Origin of the sequence: Pseudomonas sp. (genome assembly GCF_049300855.1) — a bacterium.
GTDB lineage: Bacteria > Pseudomonadota > Gammaproteobacteria > Pseudomonadales > Pseudomonadaceae > Aquipseudomonas.
In genome coordinates this window covers 24,916-40,238 of record NZ_JBAQKH010000035.1, presented here as the reverse complement: position 1 = coordinate 40,238, position 15,323 = coordinate 24,916, and the positions used below count along the sequence as shown (strand labels likewise).

The 15,323-nt window shown below is 59.8% G+C and carries 16 protein-coding genes; 5 read left to right on the top strand and 11 right to left on the bottom strand.

From position 1 onward, the window contains the following. Positions 1–100: 100 nt before the first annotated feature. Both pgeF and rluD read right to left on the bottom strand, forming a co-directional pair. Positions 101–823 carry a peptidoglycan editing factor PgeF gene (gene pgeF, locus WA225_RS19835; RefSeq protein ID WP_422609248.1) on the bottom strand — a complete coding sequence of 241 codons (723 nt, stop codon included), beginning with the start codon at positions 821–823 and terminating at the stop codon, positions 101–103. Further along, positions 820–1,782, bottom strand: coding sequence for a 23S rRNA pseudouridine(1911/1915/1917) synthase RluD (gene rluD / locus WA225_RS19830; RefSeq protein WP_422609247.1), 963 nt, complete (start codon positions 1,780–1,782; stop codon positions 820–822). The genes pgeF and rluD overlap by 4 nt, the downstream gene beginning before the upstream one ends. A 151-nt stretch (positions 1,783–1,933) precedes the next feature. Here rluD and WA225_RS19825 point away from each other — a divergent pair, with 151 nt between their 5' ends. The 4 genes from WA225_RS19825 (at position 1,934) to WA225_RS19810 (ending at position 6,241) form a co-directional block, all read left to right on the top strand. After that, positions 1,934–2,950: an outer membrane protein assembly factor BamD gene (locus WA225_RS19825; protein WP_422609246.1), complete on the top strand. Its 1,017-nt coding sequence runs from the start codon at positions 1,934–1,936 to the stop codon at positions 2,948–2,950. Positions 2,951–3,076: 126 nt separating this feature from the next. Next, entirely contained in the window at positions 3,077–3,319 is a 243-nt protein-coding gene (locus WA225_RS19820; RefSeq protein ID WP_422609245.1) for a PP0621 family protein, read from the top strand. Next, complete coding sequence (locus WA225_RS19815) at positions 3,309–4,898, top strand: sensor histidine kinase (RefSeq protein ID WP_422609244.1); 1,590 nt, start codon at positions 3,309–3,311, stop codon at positions 4,896–4,898. The genes WA225_RS19820 and WA225_RS19815 overlap by 11 nt, the downstream gene beginning before the upstream one ends. Then, positions 4,895–6,241: a sigma-54-dependent transcriptional regulator gene (locus WA225_RS19810; protein WP_422609243.1), complete on the top strand. Its 1,347-nt coding sequence runs from the start codon at positions 4,895–4,897 to the stop codon at positions 6,239–6,241. The genes WA225_RS19815 and WA225_RS19810 overlap by 4 nt, the downstream gene beginning before the upstream one ends. A gap of 115 nt (positions 6,242–6,356) precedes the next feature. Here the strand turns inward: WA225_RS19810 and thiO are convergent, their stop codons facing one another. Genes thiO through WA225_RS19775 form a run of 7 tightly spaced genes read right to left on the bottom strand, consistent with a single transcriptional unit; the run spans position 6,357 to position 13,128 of the window. Next, positions 6,357–7,457: a glycine oxidase ThiO gene (gene thiO / locus WA225_RS19805; RefSeq protein ID WP_422609242.1), complete on the bottom strand. Its 1,101-nt coding sequence runs from the start codon at positions 7,455–7,457 to the stop codon at positions 6,357–6,359. A 57-nt stretch (positions 7,458–7,514) separates the two neighbouring features. After that, on the bottom strand, positions 7,515–7,916 hold the full coding sequence (locus WA225_RS19800; protein ID WP_368967577.1) for a type IV pilin protein: 402 nt from the start codon (positions 7,914–7,916) through the stop codon (positions 7,515–7,517). A 15-nt stretch (positions 7,917–7,931) separates the two neighbouring features. Continuing rightward, entirely contained in the window at positions 7,932–11,021 is a 3,090-nt protein-coding gene (locus WA225_RS19795; RefSeq protein WP_422609241.1) for a pilus assembly protein, read from the bottom strand. Beyond that, positions 11,008–11,487 carry a pilus assembly PilX family protein gene (locus tag WA225_RS19790; protein ID WP_077574595.1) on the bottom strand — a complete coding sequence of 160 codons (480 nt, stop codon included), beginning with the start codon at positions 11,485–11,487 and terminating at the stop codon, positions 11,008–11,010. The genes WA225_RS19795 and WA225_RS19790 overlap by 14 nt, the downstream gene beginning before the upstream one ends. Positions 11,488–11,498: 11 nt before the next feature. Further along, a complete protein-coding gene (locus WA225_RS19785) occupies positions 11,499–12,212 on the bottom strand; it encodes a PilW family protein (RefSeq protein WP_422609240.1) in 714 nt (237 codons plus the stop codon). Continuing rightward, positions 12,209–12,658 carry a type IV pilus modification protein PilV gene (gene pilV, locus WA225_RS19780; protein WP_422609239.1) on the bottom strand — a complete coding sequence of 150 codons (450 nt, stop codon included), beginning with the start codon at positions 12,656–12,658 and terminating at the stop codon, positions 12,209–12,211. Before pilV ends, WA225_RS19785 begins: the two co-directional genes overlap by 4 nt. After that, the gene (locus tag WA225_RS19775; RefSeq protein ID WP_422609238.1) at positions 12,655–13,128 is read right to left on the bottom strand and encodes a GspH/FimT family pseudopilin; all 474 of its coding nucleotides are present in this window, start codon (positions 13,126–13,128) and stop codon (positions 12,655–12,657) included. The genes pilV and WA225_RS19775 overlap by 4 nt, the downstream gene beginning before the upstream one ends. A gap of 130 nt (positions 13,129–13,258) precedes the next feature. On the opposite strand from WA225_RS19775, the gene WA225_RS19770 reads away from it, so the two are divergent. Further along, positions 13,259–13,828 (top strand): GspH/FimT family pseudopilin, encoded by a 570-nt coding sequence (locus tag WA225_RS19770; protein ID WP_422609237.1) that lies wholly within the window; start codon positions 13,259–13,261, stop codon positions 13,826–13,828. Here the strand turns inward: WA225_RS19770 and ispH are convergent. Together ispH and fkpB are read right to left on the bottom strand one after the other, a co-directional pair. Continuing rightward, positions 13,785–14,729 (bottom strand): 4-hydroxy-3-methylbut-2-enyl diphosphate reductase, encoded by a 945-nt coding sequence (gene ispH, locus WA225_RS19765; RefSeq protein ID WP_038361699.1) that lies wholly within the window; start codon positions 14,727–14,729, stop codon positions 13,785–13,787. The genes WA225_RS19770 and ispH overlap by 44 nt on opposite strands. Positions 14,730–14,880: 151 nt before the next feature. Further along, positions 14,881–15,318, bottom strand: coding sequence for an FKBP-type peptidyl-prolyl cis-trans isomerase (fkpB, locus tag WA225_RS19760; protein WP_178087437.1), 438 nt, complete (start codon positions 15,316–15,318; stop codon positions 14,881–14,883). Positions 15,319–15,323 lie beyond the last annotated feature (5 nt).

Genomic DNA, 15,323 nt, shown 5'->3' with positions numbered 1-15,323 from the left:
CTAAAAACCATCCTGAATAAAGAAACCTGCCAGATACCGCTATAGATGCGGTCGATTCTGCAAGATTCAAGCGTCAGAGGGTTGATGCAGATCAGACAGTTTAGCGGGTGAGCCAAACCAGGGAGGCAAAGCGACCGGTGCGCGAGGCACGGCGATAAGAGAAGAAGCGCGGATCGGTCACGGTGCAGAAACCGCCGCCGTAAACCGCTGTGACACCACGTTCAGCCAGACGCAGGCGCGCCAGCATATAGATGTCCGCCATGAACTTGCCGGCATTGTTGCTCGGCACAAAAGCTTCGGCTGCTTCAGGCAATTGATTGATGAAGACTTCCCGCACTTCCTGGCCGACTTCAAAGGCTTGCGGGCCAATAGCAGGTCCCAGCCAGACCAGCACCTCTGCAGCCGGAACATCGAGGCTGTCGAGAGTTGCCTCGAGCACGCCAGCCGCCAGACCGCGCCAACCGGCATGAGCCGCCGCCACACGGGTGCCGGCACGATCGCAGAACAATGCTGGCAAGCAATCCGCCGTCATTGCCGCACAGGCAATACCGGGCGTTGCTGTCCAGCTGGCATCAGCGGTCGCGACAATGCCCGGATCAGCATGAGCCACGGCAATGCCGTGCACTTGCTGCAACCAGGCAGGCTCTATAGAGAAGAGCTCGGTCAGGCGCCGACGATTCTCGGCAACAGCCTCAGGACGATCATCGACATGATCGCCCAGGTTGAGGCTGTCGAACGGCGCCTCGCTGACACCGCCCTCGCGGGTGGTGACGCAGGCTTTGACGCTGGCCGGCGCGGGCCAGTCCGGCGTCAGCCAGTTCATCCGATGAATGCCTCGCGATCCTGCTTGAGCAGGGTCAGCAGCCAGACGAAATCTTCTGGCAGCGGCGATTCCCAGCTCATGCGCTGACCGGTCGTCGGATGATCCAGCTCAAGGAAACGCGCATGCAGGGCCTGACGCGGGAAATGCTTGAGCGATTCAACCATCGTCGGGTTCGCCGCCGGCGGAATGCGGAAACGACCGCCGTACGCCGGGTCGCCGACCAACGGGAAGTTGATGTGCGACATGTGCACACGGATCTGGTGAGTGCGACCGGTTTCCAGCTTCACCCGCACATGAGTGTGGGAACGGAAACGCTCCAGCACGCGATAGTGGCTGACGGCAGGCTTGCCGCCTTCCATCACCGCCATGCGCTGACGCTGCTGACCGTGGCGACCGATCGGGGCGTTGATCTTGCCACCGGCAGTCACGACACCAATCACGATGCACTCATAGATCCGGCTGACGCTGCGACTCTGCAATTGAGTAACAAGCTTTGTCTGTGCCTGAATGGTCTTGGCCACCACCATCAAACCGGTGGTGTCCTTGTCCAGACGATGCACGATACCGGCGCGCGGGACATTGATGATGTCCGGCACGTGGTGCAGCAAGGCGTTGAGCAAGGTGCCATCGGCGTGACCGGCAGCCGGGTGCACCACCAGGCCCGCAGGCTTGTTGATCACCAGGATGTCGTCGTCTTCATAGACGATGTCGAGCTCGATGTCCTGGGCGATCCACTCGCCCTGGGCTTCCTGCTCGGCAGTCAGTTCAAGGATGGCACCGCCGTGCACGATGTCGCGAGGGCGGATGACCGCCCCGTCCACAGTCAGGCGACCTTCTTTGATCCAGGCGGAAAGGCGCGAGCGTGAGTGCTCAGCGAAGAGTTGGGCGGCGACTTGATCGAGGCGTTGGCCGCCCAAATCGGACGGCACCTCTGCGCGAAGTTCAATTTTATCGGACATGCTCTGACTGGGCGTCGGCACAGCCTTTGGTTTCGGCTGCGCGCTTGTGGTTAAATACGGCGTCTTTTGCCCCGAGGCTTTTCAACGGGGCGCTCATCATAACAGGACGGCCCCGCCCAAGACAGCGGCCGTCATAGGGACGCAAGCCGCCATGCAAGTGAAACACCTGCTGCTGATCGCCATCCTCGCATTGACCGCTGCTTGCTCATCGAAGGAAGTCGTAGACGAAAACCTCAGCGAAGCCGAGCTGTATCAGCAGGCTCAGACTGACCTGGACAACAACAGCTACACCAGTGCCACAGCCAAGCTGAAGGCTCTGGAGTCGCGTTATCCGTTCGGTCGCTACGCCGATCAGGCACAGCTGGAGCTGATCTACGCCAACTATAAAAACGCCGAGCCGGAAGCTGCAAAGTCTGCCGCCGAGCGTTTCATTCGTTTGCATCCGCAGCACCCGAACGTGGATTACGCCTACTACCTCAAAGGTCTGACTTCTTTCGACCAGGACGTCGGCCTGCTGGCGCGCTTCCTGCCGCTGGACATGACCAAGCGTGACCCGGGCGCTGCCCGCGACTCGTACAACGAGTTCGCCCAGCTGACCAGCCGCTATCCGAACAGCCGCTACGCGCCGGACGCCAAGCAGCGCATGATCTACCTGCGCAACCTGCTGGCAGCCTACGAAATCCACGTGGCCGACTACTACCTGACCCGTCAGGCCTATGTTGCCGCTGCCAACCGTGGCCGCTATGTGGTGGAAAACTTCCAGGAAACCCCATCGGTCGGCGACGGCCTGGCGGTGATGACTGAAGCCTATCAGCGTCTGCACCTGGACGATCTGGCGGCCACCAGCCTGGAAACCCTGAAGCTCAACTACCCGAATCACCCGAGCCTGCAAGACGGTCAGTTCGTGCCACGGGTTGCCGAAGCCGACAACCGCTCGTTCCTGAGCAAGGCCACTTTGGGCCTGATCGAGTCGCGTCCACCGCTGCCGCCGGGTGAAACCCGTGCCAACCAGGACGTTCAGAAGCAGTACCAGGACGCGAAAGACGCGATCCCGAACGAGCTCAAGCCTAAAGACGAAAACGGCGACGTGATCGAAGAGCCAGAGCCTGAGTCGAGCAACACTGACCGTTCGTGGTTCAGCTACATGACCTTCGGCGTGTTCGACTGATCACACCGGATGGACAAAAAAGGGAGATCTGCGGATCTCCCTTTTTTATTGCCGCGCATTAATAGGCTGTGCGCTTGTCGGGTCCTTGGCTAAACTGCCGGATCATCAGTCGAAAAGCCGCTCATCATGCTTCGTTTATTGTTCTGGATCGCCGTGATTTTCGCCGCGATATGGTTGTGGCGTAAATTCAAGGCGCCTGCCGCGTCCAATCAAGCCAATCGCCCGCCTCGCGAGCAGGACGCCCCGCCGATGGTGCGTTGCGCCCATTGCGGCGTGCACTTGCCGCGTGATCGTGCACTGAGCGTTCAACAACAGTGGTATTGCAGCCAGGCTCACCTCGAGCAAGGCCCGGGCTCCAGTGATCGCTGAGGCCACCCACGCCGACAGCAAACAGGCGCAGCGCCTGCTGCGCCTCTACCATCTCTACCGTTTAAGCGTCGGCATCACCCTGGTGCTGCTGATCTCCAGCAACATGGACAACCGCCTGCTGACGTCGGCCAATGACGAATTGCTGCGCGGCGGCAGTTGGCTGTACCTCGTTCTCAACATCCTGCTCGTGGTCTTTCTTGAAAATACACGACGCCCGGCCCGGTTGTTCAGCCTGGCGCTGGTCGATGTGCTGTTGCTGTGCGGTCTGTTCTATGCCGCCGGTGGCGTGGCCAGTGCCCTCGGCAACTTGCTGATTGTTTCAGTAGCCATCAGCAATACCTTGCTGCGCCGCCGCATCGGCCTGCTGATCGCCGCAATCGGCGCTCTGGGCATCGTCGCCTTGAGCTTTCTGCTGAGCTTCAGCCACCCCCTGAGCGCCAATGAATATTTGCAGGCCGGCACCCTCGGCGCACTGTGCTTTGCCGCCTCGCTGTTGGTGCAAGGCCTGATCCGTCGCCTGGAGGTCAGCGAAACCCTGGCTGAGCGCCGTGCCAGCGAAGTGGTCGGGCTCGAAGCCCTCAACGCGCTGATTCTGCAACGCATGCGCACCGGCATTCTGGTGCTCGACGAGGAGCGCCGGGTGCAACTGGCCAACCACAGTGCCCAGACGTTGCTGGCGCAAGCGCATCTTCAGGGCCATTTGATCGACGAGTATTCGACGGCGCTGGTCGATCGCCTGCAGCTGTGGATGAACAACCCGACTTTGCGCCCGCAAAGCCTGACAATCCCCGGTAACGGCCTCGAACTGCAGCCCAACTTCATCGCTCTGGAGCAGAGCCCGAACCAGCAAACCCTGGTCTTTCTTGAAGATCTGGCGCAAGTCGCACAGCAAGCCCAACAACTCAAACTCGCCGCGCTCGGTCGCCTGACCGCCGGCATCTCCCATGAAATCCGCAATCCACTGGGCGCCATTAGTCATGCTGCGCAGCTATTGGCTGAGTCCGAGGAACTCGACAGCGCCGACCGGCGTCTGACGCAGATCATTCAAGACCACTCTCAGCGCATGAACCGAGTCATCGAAAACGTCCTGCAACTGTCCCGCCGCCAGCAGAGCGCGCCGCAACGGCTGGATCTCAAGCCATGGCTGGAAAATTTCGTTGCCGACAGCCGCCAACAGGCCAGCGAGCGCCAACAGATTCATCTGCGGGTCAATTCAGGTGACTTCAGCACTTTGATGGACCCCAACCAGCTCACGCAAATTCTCGACAATCTGTTGCGCAACGGCTGGCGCCACAGCGCCCTGCTGCACGATCAGGCGCAAGTCTGGCTGGCCTTGTTCATCGATCCCGACAGCCAGTTGGCGGTACTCGAAGTGCAGGACAACGGCCCGGGCGTAACCGCCGAAGAGCAGACGCATCTGTTCGAACCGTTCTTCACCACCAGCAGCCAAGGCACCGGCCTTGGGCTTTATCTGTCCCGTGAGCTGTGCGAAAGCAACCAAGCGCGCCTAGACTTCCAATCACGCCAAGGCGGCGGCTGCTTTCGCATCACCTTTGCTCACGGACGGAAACAAAGTTGAATACGAGCCCACGGCAAAAAATCCTCATCGTCGACGACGAACCGGATATCCGCGAACTCCTGGAAATCACTCTGGGACGGATGAAACTCGACACCTACAGCGCCCGTAACCTGAGCGAAGCCCAGGCGCTGTTGAACCGCGAGCGTTTTGACCTGTGCCTGACCGACATGCGCCTGCCCGACGGTACCGGGCTGGAGCTGGTGCAGCACATTCAGCAACGTTATCCACAACTGCCGGTAGCCATGATCACCGCGTACGGCAGTCTGGAAACGGCCATCAACGCTTTGAAGGCCGGTGCTTTCGACTTTCTGACCAAACCGGTAGACCTCACCCGCTTGCGCGAACTGGTCGGTACAGCCCTGCGTATGCCAGCCGTGGGCGGGGTTTGCACCTCGATTGATCGACGGCTGCTGGGTGATTCACAGCCGATGCGCAACCTGCGCAAGCAAATCGACAAACTCGCTCGCAGTCAGGCGCCCGTATACATCAGCGGCGAATCCGGCAGCGGTAAAGAACTGGTCGCGCGCCTGATTCACGAACAGGGCCCGCGTGCGAGCCAGCCGTTTGTCCCAGTGAACTGCGGAGCGATTCCGTCAGAGCTGATGGAAAGCGAGTTTTTTGGCCATCGCAAAGGCAGTTTTACCGGCGCCGTCGAGGACAAACCCGGCCTGTTTCAGGCAGCTCATGGCGGCACGCTGTTTCTCGATGAGGTCGCGGATTTGCCGCTGTCGATGCAGGTGAAGTTGCTGCGCGCGATTCAGGAAAAAGCCGTGCGCAGTGTCGGCGGCCAGCAGGAAAGCGTGGTTGATGTGCGGATTCTTTGCGCCACGCACAAGGATCTCGACGCTGAAGTGGCTGCCGAGCGTTTCCGTCAGGACCTTTATTACCGCTTGAACGTGATTGAACTGCGCGTGCCACCCCTGCGTGAGCGTCGTGATGACATCGAAGTGTTGGCGACGCACATGCTCAAACGTTTGGCCAAGGACACCGGTCAACCCGCGGCGCGCCTGCATCCACAGGCTTTGGAAGCGCTGAAGAACTACCGGTTTCCGGGAAATGTGCGGGAGCTGGAAAACGTGCTTGAGCGGGCACACACCTTGTGTGAAAACCGTACGATCGAAGCTGAAGATTTACGTTTGAGCGAGGGCAACTGCGCGGCGGAGGGCGGGATTGCCGATCTGACGCAGATCGACAATCTTGAGGATTATCTGGAGAACGTCGAGAGAAAGCTGATTCTGCAAGCGCTGGAGGAAACCCGCTGGAATCGTACGGCAGCGGCGCAGCGGTTGAGTCTTTCATTTCGGTCGATGCGCTATCGCCTGAAAAAACTCGGCCTGGATTAAGGGCCCCTTCGCGAGCAGGCTCGCTCCCACATTTAATCTTTGTCGTTCACAAAATCCAATGTGGGAGCGAGCTTGCTCGCGAAGGCGGTCTGCCAGACGCCAGAGAAATATCTGACTAAATGCGGCCTTCCGGTGCGTACGGCGCCGGATCAATAATCGGCGCCCTTCCCAGCATCACATCGGCGAACAGCTGGCACGACGCTGGCGCCAGCACCAGCCCATTGCGGTAATGCCCGCAGTTCAACCACAACCCGGCAAACCCCGGCACCCGGCCAATGTACGGAATCCCCTCCGGCGAGCCCGGACGCAAACCCGCCCAATGCCCGACCACTTCGGCCTCCGCCAGCGCCGGCAATAACTCCACCGCCGAGGCCTTGAGGCTTTCCAGTGCGACGTCAGTTGGGGTCTTGTCGTAGCCTTCGTGCTCCAGCGTGCTGCCGATCAGAATGTGGCCGTCGCGACGCGGGATCGCATAACGCCCTTTTGCCAATACCATGCTCGGCAGGAAGTCCGCTGCACACTTGTAGAGAATCATCTGCCCTTTGACCGGCTCGACCGGCAGTGTCAGGCCCAGTGTCTTGAGCAAGTCACCGCTCCACGCCCCCGCGGTCAGCACGACCTGATCACCGTTGATTACGCCCCTCGACGTCTCGACGCCAATAACTCGCCCTTTCTCGCGGACAAACCCGCTGACCTCGCACTGTTCGTGAATCGTCACGTTCGGCAGTGCCTGTAAGGCCGCTTTCAGCGACTTCACCAGGCGCGGATTGCGCACGTTGGCGACATCGGCCATGTAGATCGCTCGGGAGAACCCGCTACCGAGCACCGGCACCGCATCATGCGCCGCCGAGATATCCACAGCACGAAGCGGACGGTTTTCCCGCTCGGCCCAGGCCAGTGCTTCGGCTTCGTCATCCAGATCCAGCCAGTACAGGCCGGTGGTGTGTACTTCAGGATCCACTCCGGTGTCAGCGAACAATCGCTCGCCGAGCTGTGGATAAAAATCCTGCGACCAGTGCGCCAGCGCGGTAACCGCCGGGCTATAGCGCCACGGGTACAACGGCGAAACGATACCGCCACCCGCCCAGGACGATTCCTGGCCGAGGTTCGAACGATCGAGCAGCACCACGCTGCGTACTTCGGAGGCGAGGTTGTAGGCGGTCAGCAGGCCAATCACCCCGCCACCGACAATCACCACTTGCTGTTGCCTGGTCATGTTTGTTCCAACCGTAAAAAAGACAGTGGGCGCAAAAGGCACCCGAAAGAAAGCGCCTCAGCGGCCCCAGCAATCCTTGGTGGTCAGCCCGGTGGTCGCGTTGTTCATGCTGCGGACACCGGTGTTGGTCAGGGTAAAATCCCCGCACTTGTCGGTGGCCATGGAGGTACCCGTTTTACGGGTGGCGGTCAGCAGGAAGGTTTGGTCAGCAATGGTCGGAGTGAGGGTGTAGAAATCATTGCCCGTGCTCAGACCGGTGATGCCGGTATAGACATTGTTCTTGGTGTAGAAGCGTTCGAGGCTCTGTGCCTGCTCGGAGAGCAGCGACACCACTTCAGCGCGGCGGCCCTTTTTCAGGTACTCGGTATAGCTCGGTGCGGCGATGGTGATGACGATCCCGATGATCGCAATCACGATCATGATTTCGATCAGGGTGAAACCTCGGTTGGATCTGCGCATGCCTCAAACTCTCACTTACTGTATTTGTCGCCACATGATACGACGGCTGCCACCGCCGCCCTTTTCCACCAAGGTAGTGATGTTACCGCTGGAATCGTTAAAAATTTTGCGTGTTGCGCCGTTGACGATGGCGTTCAAGGTCGGAATGCCACCGGTAAATATCACACCACTGGAAATCGTGTCGCTGCTGTCAACCACTCCATCCCCGTTGGTATCGAACACCGCATAGTTGAGCATCTTACCGCTGAACGCATCGAGCTCGGCCACTTTGCCGGTTCCGAAACTGGAACAGGGATCGGTGGTATCGACGCTGGCGGTGGTGAAGACGATTCGCCCAAGCACCAGACTGGCCTGATTGATCACGCGCTCACCGATCAGCGCGTTGTTATACACCAAGGGCAGGTACCAGCCCTTCTCTCCCGGATAGGTCGTGTCGTTCTGGGTAGTTGTCACAAACTGCCCGGTACTGCCGGAGAACACGCCAGTCACCGCCTGCGCCTGCAAACTGCCAACAGTGATGTTCCCTGAGCTGCCATCGGCATCCCACACCGAATAGAACGCCTGCAAATCCTTGTTGGTCTTATCAGCCGTCTCGTTGAATTTACCGGTGCCAACGAAGATCTGTTTGCCGCCGAGCGAGTTGTCCGCCAGCAGCGGTTGCGCGGTGATCGGTTGAGTCGCCCCACCCGCCGTCGTGAACAGCGGCTTGCCGGAAAATGCCACGCCCCAGCTGTCTGTCGACGTCGCACTCAAATCGAACTTCCACAAACGCCCTTTCAAGTCACCGCCATAGGCAGCCTGCGCGACGTTCTGTGAGTTGACCTTGAGTTTCACCGAAGACAAACCGTTAGTGGTTTCGGTGCTGTCGATGACGATTTTCCTGATCAGCGAACCGTCGCGTACATCCAGCACATACAACGCCGCCACGCCGGAGTTGCTGCCGTAGCCATTGGCAATGAAAGCCGCCCAGCGACCATCGGCCAAGCGTGCCACTTCCGGGCGTGCGTAGGCATAACCCAGATCATTGAAAGCGTTGGCGGTGCTTGCAGTCGCCGGCGCACTGACTTCCCACAATGCGCGCAAAACGTTACCCGCCGAAGCGTCGAACAGTTGCAGCGCGTAGAACGTCTTGCCTCCGGCACCGGTTCCGCCGATGGCCAGGGTTTTCCATGCGCTATTGAGCTGGGCGTCATACACGCCGACCTGGCCGTCGACCAGAAACTTGTGGCTGACACCGTTGATGTAGTTCGGATCGGCAATCAGCCGCAGCGACGGCAATACGCTGGACGGCATGTAGGCGTAGCGTCGAGTGCCGTTGGCCGAGTTGATGACGTTGACGAAACCGTCGTTGGCGTTCACCACCAGACTGGCACTCATGTTTGCCGCTTTGGTGGTCAGGTAAGCGGTGTACGTGGTGTCGCCCGACAGATCGGAGGCTGTCTTGTCCGTCGGTGAGGCCAGCACCAACGGCGAGTTGATGATGTCGCCGAGCAGCACGCTACGCACTTTGAGCCCGGTCTTGTTGGTGCCTTTGCTCCACTCCAGCAGATCACTGCCGGAGATGCCGGTGGGCAGGCCTTGGCTGAGTGTCGTCTGCTGGGGCGCGGAGAAATTACCGTAGGCCAGCGCAACGGCGGTGTTGCTTGTAGTGTTCCACGACTGATAGGTCGGTGCGGTCGCACTCGGTACGATAGTGGTGTCAGTGGTCCAGAGCACCGCAGAGGTATTCACCGCTCCGGATGCATTGAAGCCGAAGGACTTGATCGTGCCGCGCCAATCCTTGGGGTCGTAACTGGTCTGAAAGTAACTGGTGCCGCTCGCCAGTGTGGTGCCGCTGGTGACACCACTACCGCCGGAACCGGCCTTGGAAGTGATATCACTCAGGGCCGACGACAACGCGGCGTTGAGCCCGGTGCTGTCAGTCGCCTGGTAATACCGGCCCTGTCCGTAACTGGCCGCGTCCGACAGCATGTCATTGTCGGCGGTGAAGCCCACGGTATAGGTGTTCATATTCTGCTTGGGAAAATCCACCGCGTTCCAACTCTTGCCCGCCGCGTCGGTACCGGTCGAGCGCATGTCGATATCGAAGGCGAACTTGGCGATGTCATCCAGATACAACGTATCCCCTTCTTTGTCGCCAAAGAGGTTGTTACCGTCATTGCTGACACCGTCCCAGTTCGGTAACCGGCTGCCGCCCAATGGGTCGTTGCTCGGAAAGGTTCGGTCGAAGGTCGGCAAGCCATCGGTTATCACCACGCCATAATTTTTCTGGCAGCGGTACTGGATCGGACTGGTGTAGGTCGCGGGCGTGCTGTTGTAGTACGGCGCCATGCCGCGCATGTAGCGGGTGATTTCATAGTAGGTTTCTGCCAACGGCGTGTTGGCCACGGCACTCAAACCATTGATCGATGAGATCAGCGCGTTGTAGTTGGTGTCTGCCTGCGCCTGCGTGACGCTTCCGGACACCGGCGCCAAGTCGCTGATCGAGCGGGCGATATAACCGCCATTACCAGAGTCGTTGTTGGTGACCGGGTTGAAAGTCGACAGGCCAATACGCAAAGTGCGATTGCTGGTGACCAGCGCCGTCGACACGTTACGCGCGACGTTGATTCGGTAGTCGTTGGGAATCGCCCCTGTGGTGAAATCGCGCGTGCCATTGTTGATGGCCAGACTGACGACGTAGGAAATGTAATCGCCTGTATATCGCGTGTTGCCGCCACCCACAGGGTCCGGCAGTTTCAGACACAGTGGCGCGACACTGTTGTTGTAAAACGCGTACGCGCCTCCCGAACACCCGGAGGTCGGAAGGCTTGATAAAAACACAGGATCGCCAGTGATCGTTGGCGCGTTCAGAGGGGTGCATAACCCGAGAAACGCGTTGCACTGCCGCGCCGGCGTGCGATCAGCCGTCGGGTCGAATCCAGCCGCATAAATGATGCTGTTCATACTCCCCGAATCGTCGATCAGCAGCATGACGTTGGGTGGTACCGCCGCCGCACTCAACAGCGGTGAATCGGAAGGCGTAAATGCGTAGGCCGGCGACGCCAGATACAAGGTCAGCAACAGGCCGAGCAACAGCGATCCACACCGCTCAATACTTCGCATAGACGCTCTCCACCACACTGCGCGAAGTGCCGGCGATACCAACGGCGGTGACCCGATACAACGTCGCAGAAGTGTTGCTCGGTACGTTCACTGCCGTGAGCGTGGTGCCAATATTCTGCACACCATAGAAACCATTACCGGAAGCGATCCACGTCACACCCGAAGTTGAATTCAGCCCCGCCGCACTGACCACCGAAGATTCCGCGGGCGGTGCGCATTGCGTCGTGCCGCTGCACACCGCCAAGGTGTAGGTATCAAGCTGAACCGCACTCTCCCCCACTCGCAATGCCGCCTCGGCCGTTTGAAACGACTGATTACGCAAACTCACGCTGCCGGCCATTTTTTCCTGCAGGTTGGCGCTTTGCATCGACGACAGGCCGATCAGCGTCAGCAACAACAGAAAGACCAGACTGACCAGCAACGCCATGCCGCGTTGCGTTTGCCGGTCATGAAGAGAAATCCGCATCGCCTCGGTCCTCACTGCAAGCGGTTGCGCAAAGCGGCAACCACGTTGAAGGTTTGCGTGGCGACCCGGCTGTTGGGGTCGGTGAGCGTCAGGCTCAGGCGCACACTGCGAATGCGTGCCGGATCACTGGGGTTGGCGCTGTACGTCGAGGCCGCCGCATCCGTCGCCGAACTGGCCAGACCAAACGTCACGTTGAAGGCACTGACGTTGTTCACCAACGCCTGCTGAGTCGGTGTGCCGCTGCCGGTGCCCATGAGAATCTGGTTGTTGCTGAAGCTGTAGATCAGTCGCCGGATCGGAAAGGCAATCTGCCCGCTCGCCGCCGCGCGTAAACCCGTATACGCCGTGGCGCTGTTGCGGCAATCGGAAACTACCGTCCAGGTCGGCGTGCCGCCGCCGCTGCCGATATCGGCGGTGACCAGCGTCAGTTTCAGGTTGGCGTTGTCCCAGTTGATCGGCGCTATCTGCGCCGCATTGAAATCCCCCGCCGAGCTGGAGTCCGTAATGGTGCCGAGACATCCGAACATCCCGACCATGCGAATTTCCTGAATCATTTTGCTCAAGACAAAACGCGCGTCTTCCTGCATCGCGGCGGCGCTGTTCTGGCTGACGTAGGTGTTTTTCGCCGCGATGAAAATCTGCACGACTCCCAGCACGATGATCAAGCCCAGTGCGAGGGCAATCAGCAGCTCGATCAGGCCGAAACCCCGCTGATGGCGCGTCATGGTGTCGCCACCGGGTCGACGGCAGCGCGGCTGGTCAGGACAAAACTGCGCTGGGCGCTGGCGGTGTTGGCTGCCCGCGCATCGCTCCAGTTGATAGTGATGGTGTAAACCCGCTGGTTGAGGGTAATGCTCCCGGTCGCGGTCGGGCCGCCGAAGTTGACGATGTTAGTGGTGAAATCGTAGAGATCCTGATCGCGGGCGACGCCGAGATTGCCCGACGTCGGTGGCGTGACGGTGTAGTCGGCACCGGAGTTGGCGCGGATGCGGTCCATCATGTCGTAGGCGATGAAACTGGCCTGGCTGGTCATTCGCGAGCTGTCGGTGTACTTCAGCGCATTGAGTTGCACCGCCGCTGCACCGAGCAGTCCGACCGTCAGAATCAGCAACGCGACCAGCACCTCGATCAGCGTCATGCCCTGCTGTGTGTGTTGACTCCCTGCCCTCATCCGCAACTTCCACCCAATTGAATTCGTCCGTTCAAACACACGTTCAGCGTCCTGCTTTGCGTTCCCAGCGTGTAACTGATGACCACCGCCGTCGACGGTGCCGCGAGACCGCCAAGATTGTTGAAATCCAGTGCGGTCACTCCTGAGGGTAGCGTCAGAGTCGCGCCGCTGCTCATCGCGGGAACAACCCGCAACACATTGGCCGGAGTGCCAGTACTGTCGTAGACCGACAGTTCACCGGTCCAGACGCTGCCCCCGGCGGTCGGGCGCAGACGCAAGGTAGTGCCACGATCAATCGCTTCCAGGCGGGTGAAATTGATCGCGCGCTGCAGGTCGCCCATTTCGGTATCGGCCTTGCTGCCTTGTATCGAGCGGGTGAAGGCTGGCACTGCCAGGGTAATCAGGATCACGAAGATCGCGAGCGCGACGAGCAATTCGATCAGCGTGAAACCTTTTGTACGAAGATCCATCGATGCCCTCCGTTGCCGTCGGCTATACCTGCTTCTACACGCTAGAACATTCGACCGACCTGTGTCGGTTGATTTGCCCTGCCCGGCGCACGGACCGCGCCGCATATCACACGCCATGGAGGGAGTTTTCATGCCACAACAGGGTTTCAGCCTGATCGAACTGCTTATGGGACTGGCGATTGCCGCAATTGTTCTGCTGCTGGTCAGTCCGGCGTTTGCCACGCTCAGGGAATCGAATCAACGTGATCAGGCCGCGCAGTCCTTGCTCGACGGCATTCGTCATGCCCGCACACTGGCGATCACGCGCAATCAGAGCGTAGTCATCCATGCCATCAACGGCGACTGGAGTCAGGGCTGGCGAATCATTCTGGACATCAGCGGCAAGGGGCCGGAGGACAGCGGCAATCCGCTACTGGTAGAGCACGCGAGTGACGCCAAGGTACCGATTGTCGGTAATTGGTGGGTGAGGCGATATGTGCGGTTCGGCAGCCTTGGGCAACCGCTGATGCCCGGACGGGCATTTCAGGCAGGGACATTACATGTCTGTTCGGCTCGCGAGCCGGTCAGCCAGCGCCAGATAGTGCTGGCGGCGACCGGACGCGTGCGCCTGAACAGCCAAGAGACTGAGCAGGCGCTGTGTCAAAAAACCGAAAACGTCAGATCGAACGCACGCGCAGCTCTTTCGGCATCGAAAACGTGATGTTCTCTTCGCGCCCGGCCAATTCATCAGCGCCGGTGGCGCCCCAGGCCTGCAATTGCTGAATCACGCCACGCACAAGCACTTCCGGCGCGGACGCCCCGGCGGTAATGCCGATACGCTCGACACCATCGAACCAGCTCTTTTGCAGGTCTTCGGCGCCGTCGATCAGGTAGGCCGGTGTGGCCATGCGCTCGGCCAGCTCACGCAGACGGTTGGAGTTGGAGCTGTTCGGACTGCCGACCACCAGCACCACGTCGCACTCATCGGCCAATTGCTTGACCGCGTCCTGACGGTTTTGCGTGGCGTAGCAGATGTCGTCCTTGCGCGGACCACCAATGGCGGGGAAGCGTGTGCGCAGCGCATCGATGACGCGACTGGTGTCGTCCATCGACAGCGTGGTCTGGGTGACGAAGGCCAGTTTTTCCGGGTTGTGCACCTGCAGTTCGGCGACGTCTTTCTCGTCTTCGACGAGGTAGATCGCACCGCCATTGCTGGCGTCGTACTGGCCCATGGTGCCTTCGACTTCCGGATGACCGGCGTGGCCAATCAGGATGCACTCACGACCGTCGCGGCTGTATTTCGCCACTTCGATGTGCACCTTGGTGACCAACGGGCAGGTGGCGTCGAACACTTTCAAGCCACGACCAGCGGCTTCAGTACGCACGGCTTGAGAGACGCCGTGGGCACTGAAAATGACGATGACGTCGTCCGGCACCTGATCAAGCTCTTCGACGAAGATCGCCCCGCGGCTGCGCAGGTCTTCGACGACAAACTTGTTGTGCACCACTTCATGACGCACATAGATCGGTGGCCCGAAGACTTCCAGGGCGCGGTTGACGATTTCGATCGCCCGGTCCACGCCGGCGCAGAAGCCACGGGGGTTGGCGAGTTTGATTTGCATGCTGTGCCTCGTGTCTTGCGCGCGAAAACAATGAATAACTACTGTGGGAGCGAGCTTGCTCGCGAAGGGGGCGTCATCTTCAACATCTCTGTTAGCTGACACACCGCTTTCGCGAGCAAGCTCGCTCCCACATTTGACCTTATACAGTCAGTTACAGCGCTTTGACGGAAATGATTTCCACGTCAAAGGTCAGCGTCTTGCCCGCCAGCGGGTGGTTGAAGTCGATGGTCACTTGCGTGTCGTCGAACTCTTTCACCACACCCGGCAACTCAGTATTGGCCGCATCGTTGAAGATCACCAGCAAACCCGGCGACAGCTCCATATCGACGAACTGCGAACGCGGGATGATCTGCACGTTCTGCGGGTTCGGCTGGCCGAAGGCGTTTTCCGGCTCGACGGTCAGCGTACGCTTGTCGCCAGCCTTGAAGCCGAACAGCGCCGCTTCGAAACCCGGCAGCAGGTTGCCGTCGCCGACCTTGAAGGTCGCCGGGGCTTTGTCGAACGTGCTGTCGACGGTGTCGCCGTTCTCCAGGCGCAATGCAAAGTGCAAGGTGACTTCCGTGTTCTGGCCGATGCGTTGCTCAGCCAATACCT